Here is a 21,832-nt window from a genome sequence, read left to right as displayed (position 1 = left end):
CTGATTGGTTACAGTCAATGGTATTTTTAGCTCCTCAGTCCTAAGGCCCGATGTTACTACTATGGTCAACGTGTGCTGGACTGTAAAGAAATCGGCTGACAGACCAAGTTTGCTATTGTAGTTCTTAAGTGTTAGTGTGTTGACTGTTGTGCTGGATTCTAGAACGATGTTGTCAAGAGAATAGGAATAATAATGTGGGGTAGAAGTATCCTTCACATTGACAATAAGTGGCTTAGTTCTTTCTATAGTCAGGGGTGTTGAGAATGTGCTGTATGTTTTTCCATCATATGTTATGCTCTCAACTAAGTTACTTATAACAAATTCGTAGCTAGCTTCTCTTTTCGCTCCGAATTTATCTTTTACTTCAAGCGCGATTTTGTAAGCTCCAGGTGCCAAATTACTTATGTCAAGACTGGGTTCAGCAAGTTCGAAACGAGAGACCTCGAGATTGTTTTTATAGATTGTCACAGTTTTCTGAGATATTTCATCATCTTCAGGATCTTTTACATGGATTTGAATAATGCTGTTCTGGAAAGAAAAAGATACTTCGGGTGGTTGATTTAATACGAACAAAGGTACTTCTAACTTTTCGTTTCTTCCAGGTGCAGTTGCATTTATTGTCAAAATATGGGGGTGCTCAAAAAAAGCAGGGCTTAGCAGATAGCTTTTTAGAAAATCTTTTAGAACTATCTGGTTGGTTTTCGTTGCCTCAATCAGTGTGACGTAGTCAAGTTGGAAGGTATAGTTGTAATCTCCCGATGTCTTCATAGTGACCATGATAGGTTTTGTTCTAACAACTGAGATTGGGACTTGGAAATCTGTATAAAGCTGGCCGTCATAAATAATACCTCCAAACTCTGGTTTTGGAACATAGGTACAGGCTACCAAAGCTATAAAAACCAAAGATAGCACAAAGGTTTCTGGAATGAAGAATTTGAAAAACTTTTCACGCACGTACCATTTGTCCATAAAATTCCCCCCTACCAGATGACTTAAATTTCTGATATAATTAAAATGTAAGATTAAAATTAAAAATGAAGGTGTTGAAAGATGACTTCTGAAGTTTTTCTTGACATAATGAAACACGGCATTCAGCTTCTTTTAATGCTTATAACACCTCCTTTGCTCGTTAGTCTTGCAGTTGGTATCCTGATTAGTATCTTCCAAGCTGCTACTCAAATTCATGAGCAGACATTGACGTTTGCACCACGTATCATAGTTGTCTTTTTGACCCTTATGTTTTTATTTGGCTGGATGATAGAAAACATGTTAGATTTTATAAAGGATATCATCGTAAAATACATGTCTATGATTTAATTAAACGCCTCAATATTTGAGATATCCAATAACTTACACCTTGTATAGCCCCTCAAATATTTTTATTATCTGCTTGCTTATAGTTTCCACATCTTTCGTTCCATCAATCAGAACAAAACTCTTTTCAGTTTTACACAATTCCAGATAACAATTTCTGACTTTTTCAAAAAATTCTAAACCTTCTTGCTCAATTCTATCTCTTTGCTCCTTATTTATTCTTGATATAGCTACCTCAGCAGGAATGTCTATATAGAACACCAAGTCTGGGTAAACATGGTCTGTGGCAAAATCATTAAGCATTTTTACCACATCTACACCCAAGTTTCTTCCACAGCCTTGGTAGGCTACACTTGAGTGTGCAAATCTATCAGCTACCACTATTTTTCCTTCCTTCAAAGCTGGTTTTATAACTTCCTCAACCAGCTGGGCCCTAGAAGCTAAGAAAAGGAGCAATTCACTTCTTGAAACCATTTTTTCGTTAATCAAGAGTTGTCTAATATTCTCTCCTAATTTTGTACCACCGGGTTCTCTTACCTTGACGAAGTCAATACCTTTGGACTGGAGATATTTCATAAACATTTCTATCTGCGTGCTTTTACCACAGCCGTCTATTCCTTCGAAAGAGACAAACACAGTGGGTTCCTCCTTTTCGACATCAGATTGGAGAGCAATTCAAAATAAATTATACCACACGTGAGATATTTTCAAGAAATGTAATAGAACAATGACAATTTTTTAAACACTTATTCGCAAACAAGAGGCACATCTTTTGTGGTAAAATATATAAAGACGCTAAAGTTGGGGGTGTAAGTGTGAGAATAGGAATTATTGGTGCTGGTGTTGTTGGAGCGCTGATTGCTAGAGAGTTGTGTCGATACGATGTTGAGGTGTTAATTTTCGAAAAGAATTGGGATGTAGGGATGGGGGTGACAAAAGCTAATTCTGCGATAGTTCATGCTGGATATGATGACGAACCAGGAACGGTACGTTCGAGGTTTTGTGTTCCAGGAAACGCAATGTATACTGAGCTTTCAAAAGAGCTGCAGTTTGATTTAAAGAGAATAGGTTCTTTGGTACTTGCCTTCAAAGACGAGGAAATAAGGATTCTGGAGGAGCTTTACAAACGTGGTGAAATGAACGGGGTACCAGGTCTGGAAATTTGGGATAGAGATAGAATCCTTTCATATGAACCAAACGTTAATCCTGAAGTTGTGGCAGCTCTTTGGGCACCAACAGCTGGGATAACGGAACCTTGGATGATTGCAATGGCAGCAGTAGAAAACGCCATCGAAAACGGAGCTAAACTCTTTCTTGACACACAAGTTCTTGAAATAGTAACGGAAAACCAAAGAATTAAAAAGCTTGTGACTAATAAGGGAGAGATTGAGATTGACGTTGTAATCAACGCTGCAGGAATGCACGGTGACGAGGTTGCGAAGATGGCTGGCGCGGAATTTGTGCCGTTGCATCCAAGGAAGGGAGAGTATATTCTCTTAGATAAACAAGAATTCAGTGGTTTTGTAAAGAGTATACTGTTTCCAACACCTTCAGTGCTTGGTAAAGGAACACTTGTAACTCCAACGGTCGATGGGGGTATCTTAGTCGGACCCACTGCCGTTGACCTACCACCGGAACGGGAATTCAGAGAGGATACTTCTACAACATTTGAAGGATTTGAAGCTCTCATGTCAAAAGCACTAAAGATGACTCCTTTAATCGATTTTAGAGCCTCTATAAAGACCTTTGCAGGTTTAAGACCAGAAAGTCCTCAGAAAGATTTCTTTATCGGAAGGACCAGTGTAATAGGGTTCTTCAACGTTATAGCTATGCGCTCACCTGGTTTAACCGCCGCACCCGCAATAGCAAAGTTCATTGTTGAGGAAGTTCAAGAAGCGCTCGGTGAAACGTTCCAGAAAAAGTCAGATTTCAAACCTACGAGAGAAAGGATAAAGCACTACGCAGACTTACCCGCTTCCATTTGGGATGAAGAGATTAATAAAGACCCACTTGCTGGGAGAATGATATGTTTCTGTAATAAAGTGACAGAGCGAGAAATACTTGAGGCTATTAAACGTGGGGCAAGAACAATAGACGGGATAAAATTCAGGACACGCGCGATGTTTGGTAGTTGCCAGGGAGGATTCTGCATGCACAGGATAATGAAAATACTGGCAAGAGAGCTTGGAACTGATATTTCAGATATAAAACTTCGTAGCGAAGGTAGTTTCATACTCTTAGGGCAGGTGAGAAAGTAATGAAAGAAAAGAGTGTAGACATTCTTGTTATCGGTGCTGGAGCTGCAGGTCTTGGTGCAGCAATTGGGGCTGCACGAGAAGGTGTAAATGAAGTAGTTTTGGTAGAGCGTGATGATAGAAGTGGTGGCGTGTTGAATCAATGTATCCACAATGGTTTTGGACTACATTATTTCAGAGAAGAACTGACAGGACCTGAGTATGCAGAGAGAATTAAGAGGATAGTTCAACAATATCCAAACATAGATGTGAAGGTCGAACAATACGTGCACCAGATAGACTACAAAAGGAAAGAGGTTGTAGTTGCTTCGACTGAAGGGATAACGGTTTACAAGCCAAAAGCGCTAATTGTTGCAACTGGAGCAAGGGAAAGACCTATGGGAGGAATACTCGTCCCTGGTACCAGACCTGCAGGAGTTTTTACAGCTGGGGTTGCTCAGAGGTTTGTGAATTTGGAAAATAGATTGCCTGGAACAAGGGCAATAATAGTGGGTTCTGGAGATATAGGTTTGATTATGGCGAGAAGACTTACGTTGGAAGGCGTTGAAGTTGTTGCTGTTGTTGAAAGGATGCCTTATCCAGGAGGACTTGAAAGAAACATAAGACAGTGTCTGAAGGATTTTAATATTCCTCTTTACCTGAGCCATACAGTGGTTGGTATCTATGGGAAGGAAAGGCTTGAGGAAGTTGTTATCGCTGAACTTGACGAAAATTTCAAACCTCTTCCAGGAACTGAAAAAAGGTTTAAGGTCGACACTTTGATATTATCGGTTGGATTAATTCCCCAAAGTACGCTCTTTAAAGATTTTCTCAAAATTGACCCATGGACAAAAGGGATAGTGACATCAAGTTCTGGAAGGTCATCTCTTAACTGGATTTTTGCTGCAGGGAATTGTACAGTAATTTATGACCTTGTGGACTGGGTTACAGAAGAAGGTACCGTTGCTGGAAAGTTTGCAGCGATGTACGTCAAGAATAGCTGGGAACCAGCAAAATTTTTCGTTGAAAAAGGTCAAAACGTAGGTATTCTCTTCCCGTCGTGGTATGAGGAAGGAACAAACTTAAATATCTACTTGCGAGTGAAAAAGCCTATGGAAGAAGGAACTATTCGTGTAAAACAAAGAAACAACTTGTTATACAGCAAAAAACACTTAAATCTCTCGCCGAGTGAGATGGTAAGCATTAAGATTCCAGAGTCGAAAATAGGGAGTGGTGACATTGTAGTGGAGGTGTTAGAATGAAAATAGAAGAGATGGTTTGTATCATGTGTCCATTGGGATGTAGATTGATTGTCAAACAAGAAGGTAATGGTGAAATTACTGTTTCTGGAAATAGGTGTCCACGTGGAATTGAATACGGAAAACAAGAGATGGTAGAACCTTTAAGGATATTGACCTCAAGTGTATTGGTTTTAAATGGTGATATGCCTTTGGTATCGGTAAAAACAAATAAACCTATTCCTAGAAGGGTTATCATGCAAGTAATGGATATCTTGAAAAATACCAAAGTTGAAGCGCCTGTGAGAGTTGGAGACATAATTATTAAAGATGTTCTTAATACAGGAGCTGATATAATTGCTACAAGAAATGTCGAAAGAAGAGAAAAATCAAGTGCAGCCTGAAGCGTTTGATGTTTTTCCAGAGCCTTCGGTTAACGCAGAAGAATTATCTAGCGATGCACTGGCTTATCTTGGAGATGCTGTTTACAATCTTTATATTAAGTTATACGTTTTAAAGGATATTAAAGCAAGAGACTTGCACCGACTTTCTAATACTTACGTTTCGCGCGAAGGTCAAAGTAAAGCGTTGGACAAGATTTTACCTATTCTAACGGAAAAAGAAAAAGATATTGTTCGGCGTGGTATGAATAGTAAGAGCGCTAGAAAACATGGTAATGACCGCCTTTATATCAAAAGTACAGGCTTCGAGGCATTGATTGGATATCTTTATCTTACGGATAAAAGGCGTTTGGCGTTTCTTTTGAAGGAGGGAATAAGATGGGAAGAAGTGTGATTATCGATGGTTCCATAGTCTACACAGATTCTAGCGAGATACTGAGTAACCCAGGCTTTGAAGCTCTTCTTCGAGAGTATATCGACATACTAAAAGAAAAGAATTCCCCGCTTTTAAGAACATTGGAAGCTTTTCGCATAGGAGATGATTACGATGTTAAGCATTTTATTGAATACCTCCATTTGTTGACTTTAAGAAATATCCGCGAGATTACAACAATTATAAATTACGTGAATCCAGATGATTTAGCAAAATTTGTCGAATCTTTCTACTCATTTTGGAGAAATAAGCACAGATTTATGATTAAGAAGGAAAGGTACACCATCGATAATGCAAGAAAAACCAGTATTGTCTTTACCGCAGTTATGATTGCTGAAGAATTCAAGAATTTGGTGAGGAATTTGTATCGAACAATTATGAAGAACATCACTCCAGATGACACAAACATTATCAGACAATTGCCGAGCGGCGCTCAGGTCACATTCTTGGTTGATGATATAGAGATTCCCGATGAGAGATTTCAATCGTTTACGAATATACCAACAGTTTGGGGTGCCATATTCGACCCACCGGTTATCTTCTATACCAAATCTAATAAAAGAAAAGGAGTTCTACCAGTTGTTGAAAAAGAGATTCTGAGTCAAATCAAGTTAAATAACAAAGAACGCGAATGGTTTCTTGTGCCAGTCTTGGTAGCCGAGCTTTTAGTTTATGTTTTTGTGCACAGAGAATACCTTTCGCATGCTGCAGGGTTAGGCAACTTATTTCAATTTGCAGATATCGTTGATATAAAAAGCAAGAAGGCATCGGGTGTTTTGATATTCGGTTTACCTGTTGAGAAGATTCCAGATTATAAAACCGAGTGGAAAAACGGTGTTGTTTTCAAAGACGGTGAGCTTTACGTAGGTGTGATACCTGCCTTGGATGAAAACGACTATTTCGGATACATGAAAAAGACAATGCTTACACTTCACAACCTGATAAGAATAGACCAAGGACGGCTTCCAGTTCATGGGTCAATGGCACGTATAGTGTTGAAAAATGGTAAAAGTGCAGTTGCAATGTTTGTCGGTGACAGTGGTGCAGGAAAAAGTGAAACTTTGGATGCATTGAATAGGTTGGAAGAAGTTGCGTATGTCGATGTTATCATAGACGACATGGGTTCACTTGACATACTTAATGGTAGGGTCGTTGCATACGGAACAGAAACAGGTGCGTTTGTGAGACTAGACGATTTACCACCGGGATACGCTTACTATACAATGGATAGAAGTATTTTTATGAACCCAGACAAGATTAATGCAAGAGTAATTGTCCCATTCAACAATTACAGAGAAGTAATTACGCCAACACCTATTGACTTTTTCTTATATGCCAATAACTATACTGAAGTTCATAGCGATGACGAAAGGATAATTTTCTTTGATAGTATTGAAAAAGCATTAGAGGTCTTTTCTGCAGGAAAAAGGATGTCAAAGGGTACAACATCCGAGGAAGGAATGACTGAGAGCTATTTTGCTAATCCATTTGGTGCTGTTCAGAGGAAGGAAGAACACCACAAAATTGCAGAAAAGTTCTTGAGAAAGATGTTTGAAACAGGTGTAAAAGTTGGTGAAATCAGAACTATGTTGGGAGTAGAAGGATACGAAAAAGAAGGTACCTACCTTGCAGCAAAGACATTTTTCAAACTCGTAGAGAAAATGTAAGAAGCATACGAAAATTTTCATCGCTCTTTAAAAAACAAAGCGGTGGATGGTTCCCACCGCTTTTGTTTAATTTTGCTGTGTGCAGTATTTCAGACATTTATTTGGTACAACAATAATCAGAGCAATGTGGCAATAAGTATCGCCTTAATTGTATGTTTTCTGTTCTCAGCTTCGTCCCAGACTCTCGATTGTTTTCCTTCAATTACTTCGAATGTAACTTCTTCACCTTTTACCGCCGGTAGACAGTGCATAAAGATTGTTTCTGGCTTACCTGTTTTTCTCATTAGCTCTTCGTTAACTTGGTATGGCTGGAGCAATTTTCTTCTTTCAGCGGCTTTGTCCTCTTCACCCATGGATGCCCAAACATCTGTGTAGATAACATCTGCGCCTTTTACTGCTTCGTCTGGATTATCTGTAAATTCGATCGTTGCACCACTTTCTTTAGCGAACTTCATACATTCGTCGACGAGCCATTTTTCCGGTCTAAGAGATTCTGGTGAGCAAATAACGTAGTGCATGCCCATCTTTGCCGCTCCAACCATGAGGGAGTTTGCCATATTGTTTCTTCCGTCACCCATGAAAACAAGCTTAATTCCTTTTAATCTTCCGAACTCTTCTTCTATAGTTTGAAGGTCTGCCAAAACCTGAGTTGGGTGGAAGAGGTCAGTTAAACCATTGTAAACGGGAACACCTGAATACTTTGCAAGAATTTCAACCGTTTCTTGTTTGAAACCTCTGAATTCAATGGCATCAACCATTCTACCAAGCACTCTTGCAGTATCTTCAATGGATTCCTTAGCTCCAAGTTGTATGTCTTGGATGGAAAGGAAGATGGGGTGCCCACCTTCTTCTGCAAAAGCAGTTTCAAATGCTAGCCTAGTTCTTGTTGACCTTTTTTCAAAAATCAAAGCAAGAGTTTTCCCCACAAATCTCTGGTGTCTAATTCCTGCTCTGCTTTCTGCTTTAACTTGTTTTGCAATGTCAAGCAGGTAACGTATTTCCTCTGGTGTGTTGTCCATCAGTGAAAGAATGGAGCGTCCTTTCATATTTACTGCCATACGTCATACCTCCCTTGGAGTTTTTGAAGAGTCATGGTCTGATAGCTGTGAATTATACTACACGAATAATCTCTACTTTTCAAGCCTTCATTTCAAGCGCATACTCTTGCAAAACAGCGGGTGAAAAACCATACGAAAAAATGCTCAGAAAATCAGTACTTAAAAGGTATAACCGATAAGAAATTCAACACCTTCAACTTTTGAATTATCTGACAAATAGAATGAAAAAATACCAGTATTAAAAACAATGTCTCCAGCGTAATATTTTGCACCAACACGAACTATGCTCGTTATTTTTTCAAAACCAAAATCTGTCACAGGAAAGAGCATTCCACCCGCTCCGTAAAGAGAAACCTTTCCAAAGTTGAGTTGAATATCATATTTAGCAATACCGCCAAACATACCAAGCGTACTGTCAGAAAGGTTTGATAAAACCATTGCGGTAAAACCGGTGGTAGTATTTGGAGCGTTTTCTAGCTGTGAAAAGGAATTCAGCTCAACCGCGAACAAAAAATCTTGAGTGAAGGAATAAAACGTTCCTATGTTCAATTCAAAAGAAAAGACCAGGGAAAACATGAAAAACATAACTACAACAATAAACGCCTTTTTCATACTAACCCTCCTTCTCAAGCTTTTTTTGAATGTTCTAAGAAACCAGTTATTTAAATTTACTTACAAGTTCATTTAGTTTCTCTTCGTCTAAGTAGGTCCTGTAGTAAACGCTTCCATCGACTGTAATCTTAATTGGCATTGTTGTAAGCAATGGAATTTGAACACTCTCGATACTGAATCTTCCAAGCGAATAGTAAAATTTAGCAAGTGCTGCTTCTGTAATCGCAGACTCTGGACGTAATGCAGTTATTTGACTTTGCAAAGATAAATAGTCTAAAAACTTGAGCCCACGTTTGCTGTAGGTTTCAACTAATTGATTCATGTCTCTTACTTTCAGCTTCTTAAAAAAATCTTCTTTTTGATAAACAACGTAAGAGTAATCTGATTTCAGGGCTAATAAATCGATAAAATACGTTAGAAAATCCCTTGGACTTGCTTTTGCTGAATCTAACTTCTTTGAATTGATAAAAATCGTTGGTGGGATATCAATTATGTAAATCGTTCTTTTCTCACCATTCACTATAAAGAGCTTGTTTGTGATTTGTCTACTCACCACTGCCTCAATGTTGGCAGTGTTTACTGGGTAAACAAAGTAATATACAGAAGTCTTGTTTAAATCAAAATCCGGGGAATTTCTTACAGTCATGATTTTGATACCAAAATAAAGACCAGCGACTAGAAGAATGGCGCCTAAAACAAGCAACGCAATCTTTGCAGAGGCCCCTTCTGTTTGTCTTTTTTGTTTACCAACGTATCTTTTGTTTGTTCTCATAGTTTGAACTTTCACTCCTTCCCTTCAACTAATTCATTCCATGTTTCTATTGTAAGTGGTAGTAGATAGAGGTTATGAGTCACTGCGTATATGATTTTGTTTTTAATTATCTCGAAATAGGCGATGTTCAAATCGTAGAAAGCTATTTCTCTAAGTTGATTAACTTTCTCATAATACCTTGTGAATTCCAGGGAATCAGCTAACACGAGGGCTTTTGCATATGTGCCAAAATCTGGATGACCTGACGTGTGGTAAGCAACTCCCAGAAGAACATCTGTGTCAGCAATTTTGTATTTTCTTTTTAGAAACTCAGCAGCAACTAGTCCATGTAAAAGGATAGGACGTTTTTCATAAACACCTTCCGTAATGATACCATAGCTACTGGCAATCTTTTTTAGCTTTTCAGCAGGTAAATCTCTAAAAAGGTCATGAGCAAGTGCCATAATTTCTAATTTATCACTTTCCAAGTTATACCTTCTTGCTAATTTGAAACAAAACTCAACAACACCGTTCACGTGTTCTATTCTTTCAGGCTTTACCAACCTACCAACTAATGTTTTCAGTTCGTCTGCAATGAATCGAGCGTTCATAGGTTACCTCCTCAGGTTACATCTTTTGAGAACTGAGTTTAAAAATGATGGTAGTCATAGGTGAATTCTTCTATAGTATATCGGCCTTCTACATAGTTTTCTATAGTATCAAATTTTGCTTCAGCATCTGATTCGCTAAGGGTTGCAAAGGCAATACCTATAAGCACGTAATCTTTTGAATCTTGCCTTCCTGATTCTATGGCAGAGATTTCGAACTGTTTTTTTAAATCGTTTACGAGACTTCTTACAATACTACGCTTTTCTTTTAAAGAATTAACACCAAAAAGTCTAATAAGTATGTTCCCATACGCAACAACCATAGGTTCTATCACGTCCACGCATATGTTACTCCAATTCTTCTATAGTTATGTTTTCATTTGTGTATATACATATCTCACTGGCAATTCTCATAGCCTCTTCTGCAACTTTTCTAGCATCAAGTTGAGTATTTCTAAGTAGAGCTCTTGCTGCGGCTAATGCGTAAGGACCTCCTGAACCGATAGCAGCTACATCCTCGTCTGGCTGGATTACTTCACCAGTTCCTGAAAGAATCAATAGGTGTTCTTTGTCAGCTACGATAAGCATTGCTTCTAACCTTCTTAGTGCTCGGTCCATTCGCCAGTCCTTTGCAAGTTCGATAGCAGCTTTCAATAAGTTTCCGTTCCATTCACGGTATTTTGTTTCAAACCTTTCGAGCAATGTCATTGCATCCGCGACTGCACCGGCAAATCCAGCAAGGACTTTTCCATCTCCAATTTTTCTGACTTTCTTAGCGGTGCCTTTCATCACAGTTGCTCCGTAGGTTACTTGACCATCAGCAGCCATTACCACTTTTCCATCTTTTCTAACTGCTATGACGGTGGTTGAATGCCAAAGATTTTCTCGTGTTTCGAAAGATGCAGTCATAGCTTTTTCCCTCCTACTGAGACTTGATACTAACCGATTTTCAAGACTTTGAAACAGCTTTCTTAATCCTATTCATTATCGAGAAAAATATACCTTCTTCAGGCAATTTCTCAATCACAGCCTCAGGATAAGGACTCTTATCCACAAGTCTTAAACTTTTGTAGAGATTTTGTGCGATAGTGTACGGCTTTGCATATGCTCCAATTATATGTACATTGTTAGCATTTCTTAGATACTTTTCACAAGTTTCCAATGTACACAAAATTAAGACGTCTTTATTAGCATATTCTTGAATTTTCTCAGGTTCAACCATTTTTAAAGTTTTCTCTGGAGCGTAATGACGATATTTCATGCCAGGTGCGAGTGGCTTTTCATCTGATTTAGGGATGTAAAATTCAACCCCTCCAAATTCTTTGAATATCTCGTTCAGCTCTTCGATAGTAACAGGACCAGGGCGAAGGACAAGCGGTCTTTCTTTTGTTAAGTCGATGATAGTTGATTCTATGCCAAAAGCGCTTTCTCCTGCATCGATAATACATTCCACAAGGCCAAATAAATCCTCTATTACACTTTTCGCATCTGTCGGACTAGGTTTGCCTGATAAATTCGCGCTGGGTGCTGCTATTGGTCCTGCACATTGAGCCAATCGTTGTGCAATGGGATGAGCGGGAATACGTACACCTACCGTATCCAATCCAGCGGTTACTTCAGGTGGAATAATAGACTTTTTTTTAAGAACAAAAGTAACAGGTCCCGGGGATAGTCTTTTGATTATATTAAGATACTTTTCCTCAACATAAGCTACTTCGTTCACCTGATCGAGTGAAGCAAGGTGAACTATCAAAGGATTATCCTGGGGTCTGCCTTTTACTTCGAATATCTTCTTAACAGCCGCAGGATTTAATGCACAAGCGCCAAGTCCATACACTGTTTCGGTAGGGAATGCCACCAAACCACCATTTTTAAGAATATCACAAGCATACTGGATATCATCGTTATACAAATCCGAAATTTTAATTACTTTTGTCTTTGTTGTATTTCCATTCATTTATTCTTACCAACTCCCATTCAACAATGCTTTGAAAATTTGTTCATACATCTTAACAATCCTTCGGTCTTTTGTATTCCAAATCATCTCAACATTTTTGTGAAAGCCACTTTCTGTGTAATTTGTTGACCCTGTGAATAGTTCATCATCAACTATAATAAATTTGTGATGTAACATGGTTCTATTGATGATTTTGCAATTACCTCGAAGATATTTCGATATGCGACTTCTTAAAAACCATTTGTCAGTTACAATTTGCACATCTATTCCTTGGCTTTGTTTCCATTTAATCGAAGCTAGTATATTTTCATCGGTAAATGCGTACATGCAAATGTATATTCTCTTGCGAGCTTTCTGTATAGCTTTGAGTACCTTTTCCTCGGGATTATCTACAGGCGAAACCAAGAAACCTTTGACTCTTCCAATTTTACCATATTCCCATAGGTTTAGGAAGAACTCTTTAAATCTCTCGCTATAATTTTTAGGAAACAAAATAAGATCATTTAGGCCTGTCTCTAAACCACTTACACTAAAATTAGCAGAGCCAAATATTACACCATTGTCGTTTACCATAAACTTTACATGATGCAACCCCTTTGAAGCATCGAGTTTCGAACGAAGTCCAACAACAGGTTTTTCACTAAGAACCCTAACATCAACGCCGTTTTCTTGTAACTTTTTGAGGGCAGAAAGAACTATAGGATGACTCACATCAAGCGCGGATACGTAAAGGAAAGTATCAGAAGAATTCATGAATTCTAAAACAAAATTTGTCAGTGTCTCTGTTTCAGTAAAATGCACGGAGATGTTTGGATTTGCGTTGTGCTTTTGGATTAAGAATACGAGGGTAAGTACTGAGATTACAGAGAATATTATTATTCCTACGTCTTTCCTCATTTTCTTTTCAGCCTCTATGTTCACATATTATCATTCTTCGGCAACCTTAAGTCTTTTTGAGAATATTAACAGATTAATTCCTAAGAGCACTATGTATACTATCGGAACAATAATATGACCTTTCTCGAAACCATTTAAGTTTTTTGCTAAGCGTATGGCATCAACGGTATACGTTAGTGGTAAAAAACGTGCGAAGTTTTTAACTACCGGATTTGCAAACTTCAGAGGAAAGTAAAAACCACCTGCAAACATCTGAACTTGGAAGTATATCTGTCCAAAAACAAAAACTCTGGATGGTTTGTTTTTAGAAAAAATCAAAACATTCAGGCTTAACAACGTTAGTAAAACACAAGCTAATGAAATGTGCAAAACCATTGAAGGTAAGTACTTACCAACATCAACACCTTTTAAGTTCGCAAATAAACTAAGTACTAATATTCCTAAAATTAGTTCAATCATGTTAACAATGGCTGTGAAAATAAGTATATTGATGATATTAACTGGTGTAGTGTAAAATCTGCGTAACACACCCCTTCTGTAGAGGTATTCGACTTCGCCCATAAAACCAAAAATGAATACGGACAGTATTGCCATTCCAACGACTCCGGGATAGATAAATTCGTTGTATTCAAACTCACCTTCGGATAGTTTGTATGTTTCAACAGTGACTACTTCCCTCGTTCCAAGGGAATTAAAAACACTTGATAGGATATCACCAGCAAGTTTTGACTCCTGTCTTACAGGAACGTAGTAGATATTAACTTCTACTTTTCTTTGGAACTTTGTTTTTTGAAGAATTGTTGCTATTGAAAATTCTGAATCAAAGTTTTTTGGAAGCACTACAAAAGCATGGAGTTTTCCAGAACGCAACTCTTTATCTAACTCTTTCAACTTGGACGACTTTTCGACATCGTCTGCAAAGGTTATGAATTCTGCCTGGAATTGTTTGATGTCACTGAATACATTTTCTAATATTTTACTTTCTCCGAGAATTTTAACTTTTAGCTCCACATTTTCCTCAATGTTTCCAAAAATAGTTGTAAGAATCAAAAACAATACCGTTGGAAATATTACCAACCAAAAAACCGATTCTTTCGACCTTAAGAAAAATTGCTTAAACACAGAAGCAAACAATTCGAGCGAACTTTTTGTTTTTGTAGCTTTCATACAATTCTCCTACCCTTAGTCAATTTTACGTCCTGTGAGTTTAAGAAAGACATCCTCCAAAGTGGGATGTCTTAGCACGAAGTTTCTGACGTTGACTGCCAGAAGCTTTTCGATAATAGGAATTGGGTCTGTTACGGAAACGTAAGCGTATTCCCCTGAAATTATCATCCCTTCGAGGTTTATCTTGTCTACATACTGTTTTGGGAACTCGATGACAGAGTTTAATCCTGACGATGAAATAAGTTCCTGGGGTGTTCCGTGAGCAATAATCTTTCCGCGGTCCATGATATATACCCTATCTGATAGTTGATGCGCTTCTTCCATATAATGGGTTGTAAGAATTATAGATTTTCCTTCCCTTTTGTATTTTAAAATCACGTCCCAAAGGTGTCTTCTTGCCTGTGGGTCCAAGCCGACTGTTGGTTCGTCTAAGAAGACGATATCGGGATTATTCAGAAATGCCAGTGCAACTGCTAATCTTTGCTTCTGTCCACCAGAGAGATGTTTAATTCTTGCTTTCAGTTTTTCGCGTAACTGGAATGTGTCAATTATCTCTTCTAACTCCACTTTTGTGTTGTAAAACGATGCGTACAATTTAATGGTCTCAAGTACAGTGAGTTCTTCGAAAAAGAAGTTTTCCTGTAGACAAACTCCTATTCTCTCTTTTACTTCATGCGTTATTTTTTCGTATTTTTCAAAATAGACTATTCGACCACTATCGGGTTTCCTCAGGCCTTCGAGCATTTCAACGGTTGTTGTCTTACCCGCTCCATTTGGTCCAAGTATAGAAATGATTTCTCCTTTCTTCAGTTCTATCGAAACTCCATCTACGGCTTTTACCGACTGGTAATATTTCTTAAGGTCTGTAGCTACGAGCACCAAATCATTTTCTGCCACTTGTATCACCTACCAAAAGTTAGCTATCTATTCTCAGAACGCAAAAATTTCCTCGTTGCAATGCTTGCAATTGTTATTCCCGAAAAAATGAAGATGATGTTTATCATATAGAAGCTGAAATTATCGAATACAGGTATATTGTAAACTTTTTGAAATAACAGATGCACGTACCTTGGTGTTGTGAGATAAGAAACTAAACGAAGGGTCTTCGGTAAGAAGTCTATTGGAAAGTAAACACCTGAGAAAAAGATGAAAATGGTGTAGATTATTTGTGCAACACTTTGTGCTGCGTTTTTGAATAAGAGTCCTATTATCGTACCAAGTGCGAGGTTTACCAACACGGAACTAACTACAACCAACAAATATTCAGGTAATTGTGAGGGCCCTACAATGAGGTTTGCACGAAATATAACCTTTGAAAGTAGAAGTACAGCAAAAGACGAAATGATTCCCGTTATCATATTAGCACTAGCACAGCTCAAGAGCAGTTTTAAAGAAGAGATTGGGGTTACGGAAAGTCTTTTGAAAAGTCCGTATCTTACGTACTCAGAGTAAATACTAACTCCTGCATTCATTCCAACAGAAAGTAAAGAAATAGCGATAACCCCTATCATTATATACTCAAGAGATGTCAGTTCTTTTCCAACCTTTACATCGTTCAATACAACTTCCACAGGCATGGTTGAGCCCTTACTTATATACCGTAGTTTAAAAACCTGGAGTTCATAATCAATTTGCAGAAGATTTGACTTTGAAAAAACCTGGATTTTTCCATCCTTGCCAATGATAATAGCATCGTACGGGTTACTTTTTATCTCTTCATTTGTTGGAACAGTTGAAAGCTTAGTCCAGTTCTCAAAGTCAATATCCAATTCCCTGTCTGAATAAAAAGCAACAGACGCTCCCGTCTGTTGCTTTCCAAACACTGCTCCAAACAAAATTAAAAAGACAATAGGAAGAAGAATGTTCATGAAAAACAAGAACCTGTTCCTAAGGTTTAGTAGGAGAAAAGAGTAAAATAACATCTTCTACACTCCTGTTTACAGTCTGTTTTCACCTTACTTTCCTATTACTAAGTAAGTAGCTATACCAATTATCGTTAAGCCGAAAATAACTAACCAGCTTTTTAGATTTTCATTCTCTGACTTTAGTTCCTTTAGTTGTTTCTGTAAATCATTAATCGAGTCCGAAATTTGTAATAACTCTTCTTGGTCTACTTTGCCTTCAGCAAGTTTTTTCATTTCTTCGTTGGTGAAGGTTATGTGTTCTTGATTTTGTTGAACGGACCGCCTCAAAGTTTCAACTTCTTCTTTCAGTTTACTTAGATCGTTTGAATTCCTTTCAACCGTTTGTTTAACTTTGAAAAACTCATCGTGTGTTGTTTTTTGAGCCAGATCAATTTTCCCAATCTTTTCGGTTAGCGTGCCTTCAACTTCTTTAATCTTTTCAAACATATTGTTTTTTAGTTCGTTGAGTTTTTCAGAAACTCTTGTTTCCATATCATCTAACTTTTCATCTACTGTGTCTTTGGTAGCTAGTGTTTCAATTAAAGCTTCAAATCCGGAAATTTTTCTATCCATGTTTGAAAGCTCGCTTTGTATCTTGGAAATAATCTCATGTTCTTCCTCTAAGCGTTTTGTCAAAACTTCTGTGTTGTTTGCTAGAGCCTCGTTGGTTTTTCTTACAGAAAGTTCGAGAGTATTGAACTTATCAAGTAAGTCATCTATCTTTGTCTCATATTTGCTCAGAGTGTACTTTAAATTCGAAAGCTCATCTTTTAACATTTGCTGAGCAATGTTTAGTTCATCTATTAATGTAGCAAATTCCTTTGTTCTATTGTCGAGTTCATTGAAATTTCTTGCCAAAAGCTCAAAGTTTGGTTCAATAGTTGACAACCTTTCACTGAGTGTAGAAACTATTGAAAGCATTTTATCAAAATCTTCTTTGGAAAGTTCCTGTTGATGAATTTCCAGCTTCTGAATCCTTCCTTCTAGATCTGAAATTATTATTTTCATGTTTGCGATTTCTTGGTCAGTTTCTTTTGCTTTCTGTGTAAGTGCGTCACATTTTGCTTCCAGTGCTGATACTTTATCGTCGCGTAGTTCAACACTCTTAGTAAGCATTGTGGTTTGCGTTTTGAGATCATCAATTGATTTTGTTATCAAGTCAAATCTGTTTTTTAAATCACTGAGCTCAGCATTTATGCTGACATAGTTTGTTTCAGGCTGATTTGTAGTTTGATACGTCGCAGTATCTGTGTCTTTGTTTACGTTTTCTTTTGGAACTTCTAAATTTTGCAATCTATTTTGAATTTCTTTTACTTTGTCTTGGAGATCCAAAACCATAGATAATACTTTTTGAACGTTTTGGTTAACGGAATTAAGTTGAGCGGTTGTCGCTCTTTTTTGGACTTCGTCTTCTACTTTTTTGACTTTATCCTTCAAAGAGTTTACTTCTGATAAAAGGGCTTGATAACTTGATTCCTGAGCAAGCCTTGAAGATATATTTGCTAACTTTAAAGATAAGTCGTCGGTTATTTTTGAAAGTTCGGTATATTTGTCAGAGATAGTTTGCAATTTTGCTTCGAGTTCATCAATTCTTTTGTTTTTCCTTTGAATATCTTCAGCTAAGGCTTGGACTCTAGTGCTATCAACAGGAACCAATCGGAGTTCCGTAATCAACTCTTTGATTGACTCTACCTCCAACCTAAGTTCCTCAATTTCATCTTTTTTAGTGTAATTTTCATCTGTTTGGTATTTATCCTCCAATAGTTTTACCTTTTCTACTAAAGAATTTATGGTAACCTCGATACTTGATAATCGTTTTAAACTTTCTTCGAGGGCTTTAATTTCAGCACTTTCAAGGATTTTTACTTTGAGTTCTTCGATTATTGTTTCGCTATATTTTAGTTCGGAAGCAAGCTGAACACTGGTTTCTTCTTCTTGTTTTACTGAAGTCTTGTCTGAAAGTTTTTGGATTTCCTTTGAGAATTCATCGAGTCTTTTCTTTATCTCCTGGTTTTCGCCAAGCAAATCTTCAAGAGCTTTAGAGACCCTATCTACAGACTGTTTAATAAGATTGATTTGGTTTTGAATATCTTCGTCGTTCTTTGAAAGGTTGGCTAGAGTTTCCTGTATCATATTGATTTCCGCAAGTACTTTTGATATATCTTCTTCGTTTAAGGGGTGAGACCGCTGAGGAATCGCTTTTTCTCTTAGAGTTCTGAGCTCTGATATCGAATTCTGGATTTCAATAACTTTGTTATTTAACTTTTCAACGTCCACTTTTAAAAGTTCCAGCAACGACAATCTCTCTCTCAACTCTTTAATTTCTGTTTCAACTGTGAGGATATCTTCAGAGGTAGGTTTCTGGACTTGAAGACTACTTTCAAGTTCTTTCAACCTGGAATTCAAGGCCATTTCAAGTTCCTTCAATGTGTTATTTATCTTTGATATCGAATCTGAGAGGGTTTTAGAAGATTTTTCAAGGGTTTCCAAACGGGAACTTAAATTTGAGTATTTGTTGTTTAGTTCTTCTAAGGATGTCTTCAAGGATTCTTGAGTTGCACTTAATTTGTCTACTTTTTGATCTACAGCGTTAAGAGAATTGTTTGTTTTATTAAGAGCTGAAACATAACCTTTAAGATCTTCGGATACTTTCTTCAAGTCCTGTGAAAGCTTGTTTAAAGACGCTCTAAGTTCTTCTATATCACTTTTGAAATTTGATTTTAGGTCGTTTTGCTCTTTTTTGAGTATTTCAACAGACTGCTTAATATCTGAAATTTGACTTTGCTGTGGTATGTCGAAAAATCTTGCTTGAATGCTTGATACCTTGCTATCAATTTCCCTTAAGCTCGAATCAAATAAAGAATACAACCTATATAGTAGCATAGCAACCTGAAACCTTGTTACAGTTTCGTTCCCTCTAAATGTCCCATCAGGAAAACCTGAGAAAATGCCCACATTCGTCAATTTTTCAACAGCTTCGTAAGCCCAATGTGATTGCGGAACGTCTTTGTATTCTCCATGCAAAAGCACGGAAACAAAAAGCATGAACGTAACAACTACCCTTCCCCAAACACTCTTGTTCATATGTATGCCCCCCTTGGTGGAAGTTCTGATACTGTTTCTATTCAATTATAACAAACATATTCCCAATTTTGACAATGAGAATTTTTAGAGCAGATAATTTATATTAAGCATTCTTGAAATCACAGTTTTTCGTTTCATAAAGTTACAATTCAGTTGCTTGTAAAATGTTTTTGTATAAACTCCAAAGTTTGAATATCCAGTGTTGAAAAGTCTCCTGCTCTTATCCTGTGTGCATTCTTGGAACCAATACCTGGTATCGAAGTTAATTCTTCAAAACTCAATTCAGATAGAGGAACTCTTCTGACACCCGTTAATGACCTGTGACCATGCCCTACCACAACAATGTCTGAAGGGACCTCGAAATCAGCAGGAACACCTATCAAAATAGGGTATGTGCCGAGCGGCCTGCCAAATGTGACTTTGCCTTCCTTAAATTCTGGAATGACATTTTCTATAACACTCCCGGGAGGGAATACCTTTTTAAGCATTGGGGTGTCAACGTTATTTCTAATAAGATATTTATAGTGTTCGAAAAGTTGTTTGTTTATCTTTAGCGTCTTCCTTTTAGAAAGGTAATAGATAGGGGTACCTGGGAAAATTATCAACTGGCGAAGGTTTATTCTTCTTAGTAACAATCCATTTTCAAGATATTCCAGCAGTTTTTTGTAGTTTATTTCATAAGTTTTCTTTGTCTCACCAAATAATCCAAATATCAGATTTATTCCTGGAAGTAGCTTTGGAATACCGTTGTTATCTCTAATTCCCCCGATTTCATTGACCACCCTTACGGCAGTATCGATGTCTTCCACTTCCCCATCTATATTGTTCTTTTTCCTGACAATAGAGTCAAAACTCTCCACTCCAAATGATAAGATGTCTCCTGCGGTGTTGTGTTTAACAATGGTTTCAATTATTCTTGCTGAATGTGGGAGATTTTTGGAGATGTAAGCAGGGTTTGCATTGTCTGTATGTAATACTCTAATCTCTGGACACGAACTTCTTATACCACTGTAGAGTTCTTCAACAGCTAATGGATTTATTGAACCTGAATTCCAATCACTTCCAAAGGCAATTATGTTTGCACTTCTTCCAAGTCTAAATGCACGAATGCCTTGTTTGTATAACTCGGTCACTTCGTCAACAATATCCTGAGTAGGTCGAGAGAAAAATCTTTTATGGAGTAAAGGTTCTGTGCAAAACGTACAATACGTTCTGCGTTCACAACCCAGGGAGACTTCTATTTCAGCGATGATATTTGGAAATCTCGGATGCTGGACTACGATTGCAGCTCCTATCTGAGATGCTATTCTTATCGCCTTTGTATAGTCTTCTGAAAGTGTTTCAGAGACCCACTTTCCAATATCATCAACAAATTCATCGGATTCGATATCTGATGTTTCTTTTGCAACTTTTCCCCCAGATGCTGCAAATGCCCTTGCGATGGCACCCATCAATATTCTATAGGACGCTCTCGAGTTGGCAAATATTTTGTTTGCTTCTCGAGGTGTTATGGGTGTTCCTCCGATGTACTTTCCCGGTACGGTAGTGCCACCAATTATAACGACGTAGTCATAGCGAGAAAATGCGTGCCAAAGGTCCTTGGCACGCACATCGTCTATCGTAAAATAGTCCACATCATATCCCTTTAGCCAAAATACTCCTGCAACGTATCTAACGTAGGTGCTTATGTAAGGTGGAACGCCCAAAACCGCGGGTTCGTCAACGTAACCATCAATAATTGCGCAACGCATTCTTAATCTCCCTTGCAATATTTTCGGATACTTTAATCAGCTTTACGTAATAGTTTCCAACTTTGAATTCTCCAGATATTTTATTGATTTCTAACTCGAGAGCTTTTCCTTCTTTGTCATACCCTGAGATTCTTATAAAGTCCTTCCCTTCTGACGTTGTTGCCCAAAGGAAAAACTTTGAAAGGGAGTACAGCTCTTCGGGGAGTGGGGTGTCATCCACAAGTTTGTATTTACCAATCAAGCTCTTTATATCAAACTGCTTTGGAAACTTGTTAATGTACATAGTCGTTGTTACATCTGCAACTTTTCGAACAACGCGCATTATTTCGCCAGACACGACGAAGATTTCCAAGGCAAAAAACTCTTCGACAAATTTGTACACACCATCTTTTGATATGTCTAATTTCTTGGATTTTACGTACTCGTAAGCGATATCTGAAAGATCTTTAATTTGGAAAGTGCGCATCAGCACATTTGAATCACCTATGTAATACTTATCCTTCAGTTTTACCCAAACAAAAGATTCAGGGCTTGAAACAATAACAATTTTATAGTCGCCGCTTTCGTAAACTTCTTCAGAACGCATAAATGTACCAGCTTTGCAAGTCTCGTATACCATACGAACGTAGTACCCATCAGAGTAAGCAACCGTGGGAAAATAAATTAGAAAACAAACAGAAAAGGCAAAAAGCAAATAACTCCTCTTTAGTTTATTTTCATTCACGCTGACCTCACCTTACTTTTAGAAAGGATTTG

22 protein-coding genes are annotated in these 21,832 nt (G+C 37.7%); 6 read left to right on the top strand and 16 right to left on the bottom strand.

Annotation, left to right across the window (positions count from 1 at the left end; translation table 11 throughout):
• Positions 1-969 (bottom strand): hypothetical protein (locus AC3M61_RS06890; protein WP_500780135.1); only part of this gene is annotated, 969 nt, incomplete at its 3' end.
• 81 nt (positions 970-1,050) lie between these two features.
• Between AC3M61_RS06890 and fliQ the strand changes: the two genes are divergently transcribed.
• Positions 1,051-1,317, top strand: a complete 267-nt coding sequence (gene fliQ / locus AC3M61_RS06885) for a flagellar biosynthesis protein FliQ (protein WP_500780134.1) — start codon at positions 1,051-1,053, stop codon at positions 1,315-1,317.
• 33 nt (positions 1,318-1,350) lie between these two features.
• Here fliQ and tmk read toward each other — a convergent pair whose 3' ends face one another.
• Entirely contained in the window at positions 1,351-1,950 is a 600-nt protein-coding gene (tmk, locus tag AC3M61_RS06880) for a dTMP kinase (RefSeq protein WP_500780133.1), read from the bottom strand.
• A 179-nt stretch (positions 1,951-2,129) separates the two neighbouring features.
• Here tmk and AC3M61_RS06875 point away from each other — a divergent pair, with 179 nt between their 5' ends.
• The 5 genes from AC3M61_RS06875 to AC3M61_RS06855 are packed head-to-tail and all read left to right on the top strand — an operon-like array spanning position 2,130 to position 7,287.
• Positions 2,130-3,572, top strand: coding sequence for an NAD(P)/FAD-dependent oxidoreductase (locus AC3M61_RS06875; RefSeq protein ID WP_500780132.1), 1,443 nt, complete (start codon positions 2,130-2,132; stop codon positions 3,570-3,572).
• Positions 3,572-4,810 (top strand): NAD(P)/FAD-dependent oxidoreductase, encoded by a 1,239-nt coding sequence (locus AC3M61_RS06870; protein ID WP_500780131.1) that lies wholly within the window; start codon positions 3,572-3,574, stop codon positions 4,808-4,810. Before AC3M61_RS06875 ends, AC3M61_RS06870 begins: the two co-directional genes overlap by 1 nt.
• Positions 4,807-5,190, top strand: coding sequence for a DUF1667 domain-containing protein (locus tag AC3M61_RS06865; protein WP_500780130.1), 384 nt, complete (start codon positions 4,807-4,809; stop codon positions 5,188-5,190). Before AC3M61_RS06870 ends, AC3M61_RS06865 begins: the two co-directional genes overlap by 4 nt.
• Positions 5,144-5,581 (top strand): Mini-ribonuclease 3, encoded by a 438-nt coding sequence (locus AC3M61_RS06860; protein WP_500780129.1) that lies wholly within the window; start codon positions 5,144-5,146, stop codon positions 5,579-5,581. The genes AC3M61_RS06865 and AC3M61_RS06860 overlap by 47 nt, the downstream gene beginning before the upstream one ends.
• Entirely contained in the window at positions 5,566-7,287 is a 1,722-nt protein-coding gene (locus AC3M61_RS06855) for a hypothetical protein (RefSeq protein WP_500780128.1), read from the top strand. Before AC3M61_RS06860 ends, AC3M61_RS06855 begins: the two co-directional genes overlap by 16 nt.
• A 116-nt stretch (positions 7,288-7,403) precedes the next feature.
• Here the strand turns inward: AC3M61_RS06855 and argF are convergent, their stop codons facing one another.
• The 14 genes from argF to AC3M61_RS06785 all read right to left on the bottom strand — a co-directional run bounded on the left by argF (position 7,404) and on the right by AC3M61_RS06785 (position 21,662).
• Entirely contained in the window at positions 7,404-8,345 is a 942-nt protein-coding gene (gene argF, locus AC3M61_RS06850) for an ornithine carbamoyltransferase (protein WP_014451518.1), read from the bottom strand.
• Positions 8,346-8,504: 159 nt separating this feature from the next.
• Entirely contained in the window at positions 8,505-8,957 is a 453-nt protein-coding gene (locus tag AC3M61_RS06845) for a hypothetical protein (protein WP_500780127.1), read from the bottom strand.
• 46 nt (positions 8,958-9,003) lie between these two features.
• Complete coding sequence (locus AC3M61_RS06840) at positions 9,004-9,729, bottom strand: hypothetical protein (RefSeq protein WP_500780126.1); 726 nt, start codon at positions 9,727-9,729, stop codon at positions 9,004-9,006.
• A gap of 11 nt (positions 9,730-9,740) precedes the next feature.
• Complete coding sequence (gene yqeK / locus AC3M61_RS06835) at positions 9,741-10,319, bottom strand: bis(5'-nucleosyl)-tetraphosphatase (symmetrical) YqeK (RefSeq protein ID WP_500780125.1); 579 nt, start codon at positions 10,317-10,319, stop codon at positions 9,741-9,743.
• A gap of 38 nt (positions 10,320-10,357) precedes the next feature.
• Positions 10,358-10,657, bottom strand: coding sequence for a DUF503 domain-containing protein (locus AC3M61_RS06830; protein ID WP_448378802.1), 300 nt, complete (start codon positions 10,655-10,657; stop codon positions 10,358-10,360).
• Positions 10,658-10,664: 7 nt separating this feature from the next.
• The gene (gene hslV / locus AC3M61_RS06825) at positions 10,665-11,225 is read right to left on the bottom strand and encodes an ATP-dependent protease subunit HslV (RefSeq protein WP_500780123.1); all 561 of its coding nucleotides are present in this window, start codon (positions 11,223-11,225) and stop codon (positions 10,665-10,667) included.
• Between the two features lie 40 nt (positions 11,226-11,265).
• On the bottom strand, positions 11,266-12,273 hold the full coding sequence (locus tag AC3M61_RS06820) for an L-threonylcarbamoyladenylate synthase (RefSeq protein WP_500780122.1): 1,008 nt from the start codon (positions 12,271-12,273) through the stop codon (positions 11,266-11,268).
• A gap of 6 nt (positions 12,274-12,279) precedes the next feature.
• A complete protein-coding gene (locus tag AC3M61_RS06815; RefSeq protein ID WP_500780121.1) occupies positions 12,280-13,170 on the bottom strand; it encodes a phospholipase D-like domain-containing protein in 891 nt (296 codons plus the stop codon).
• 30 nt (positions 13,171-13,200) lie between these two features.
• A complete protein-coding gene (locus AC3M61_RS06810) occupies positions 13,201-14,337 on the bottom strand; it encodes an ABC transporter permease (RefSeq protein ID WP_500780120.1) in 1,137 nt (378 codons plus the stop codon).
• A 15-nt stretch (positions 14,338-14,352) separates the two neighbouring features.
• On the bottom strand, positions 14,353-15,234 hold the full coding sequence (locus AC3M61_RS06805; protein WP_500780119.1) for an ABC transporter ATP-binding protein: 882 nt from the start codon (positions 15,232-15,234) through the stop codon (positions 14,353-14,355).
• Between the two features lie 23 nt (positions 15,235-15,257).
• Positions 15,258-16,259, bottom strand: coding sequence for an ABC transporter permease (locus AC3M61_RS06800; RefSeq protein WP_500780118.1), 1,002 nt, complete (start codon positions 16,257-16,259; stop codon positions 15,258-15,260).
• Between the two features lie 33 nt (positions 16,260-16,292).
• Positions 16,293-19,325, bottom strand: a complete 3,033-nt coding sequence (locus AC3M61_RS06795; protein WP_500780117.1) for an S-layer homology domain-containing protein — start codon at positions 19,323-19,325, stop codon at positions 16,293-16,295.
• Between the two features lie 149 nt (positions 19,326-19,474).
• A complete protein-coding gene (locus tag AC3M61_RS06790) occupies positions 19,475-21,076 on the bottom strand; it encodes a radical SAM protein (RefSeq protein WP_029684099.1) in 1,602 nt (533 codons plus the stop codon).
• A complete protein-coding gene (locus AC3M61_RS06785) occupies positions 21,057-21,662 on the bottom strand; it encodes a hypothetical protein (protein WP_500780116.1) in 606 nt (201 codons plus the stop codon). The genes AC3M61_RS06790 and AC3M61_RS06785 overlap by 20 nt, the downstream gene beginning before the upstream one ends.
• Positions 21,663-21,832 lie beyond the last annotated feature (170 nt).

This window comes from Fervidobacterium sp., assembly GCF_059913585.1.
The sequence above is the reverse complement of the archived record's forward strand: the minus strand, read 5'-3'. Positions and strand labels throughout refer to the sequence as shown.